Annotated in this window: 1 protein-coding gene and 1 pseudogene; one reads left to right on the top strand and one right to left on the bottom strand. The window is 54.0% G+C overall.

What is annotated here, in order from left to right; all coding sequences use genetic code 11:
- The coding region (locus WG8_RS27890; RefSeq protein WP_007428774.1) for a Fe-Mn family superoxide dismutase at nucleotides 1-229 on the top strand (229 nt) is incomplete at its 5' end.
- A gap of 98 nt (nucleotides 230-327) precedes the next feature.
- On the opposite strand, the pseudogene WG8_RS27885 reads toward WG8_RS27890, so the two are convergent.
- A pseudogene (locus tag WG8_RS27885) lies at nucleotides 328-548 on the bottom strand (lipoate--protein ligase family protein); the annotation flags it as partial.

Below are 548 nucleotides of genomic sequence, written 5' to 3'. Positions count from 1 at the left end.
GAGTCCGCGCGCAGGACGGCTTGAAATTTTGCAGTCTGAAAAGCACCAAAACCTGACCCAGTGGGAATCCATTCCGCTACTGGCGATTGACGTATGGGAACACGCCTATTACTTAAAGCATCAGAACGAGCGCAACAAATACATCGAAGACTGGTGGCATGTCGTGAACTGGCCTGAGGTGGAGGCGCGCTACGCTCAAGCCTCCAAGCTGAGATGGCAGCCCTTCTAAGCCAAAGTGGCATGTGGGCTAAGTTCCATATGACTAAGTTCCATGTAAGCCAGTGAGCTAAGTTTTATGTAAGCTAGTGAGCTTAATTCAGCTCTACACTATACTTGTGAGTCGTATCGCTCCCTAAGAGCAGCCATTTGCTCTGCCAATCCTTGCGGCTGCGCTAGCGAGCCATCGACAGGCAAAATCGTAGCCCGGCTTTCGATCACCCGACGCAGAGATGCCGTATAGGCCTCAACAGATGGCACCCCAGCCAGCTCTGCCAGGCTGCCCATCCTTGCCGGATTTACCCGTGGATAATCCGGCTGCGGCGCCCCCG

The organism is Paenibacillus sp. Aloe-11, assembly GCF_000245715.1.
Taxonomy (GTDB): Bacteria; Bacillota; Bacilli; order Paenibacillales; family Paenibacillaceae; genus Paenibacillus; species Paenibacillus kribbensis.
This window is presented reverse-complemented; position numbering and strand designations above follow the sequence as displayed.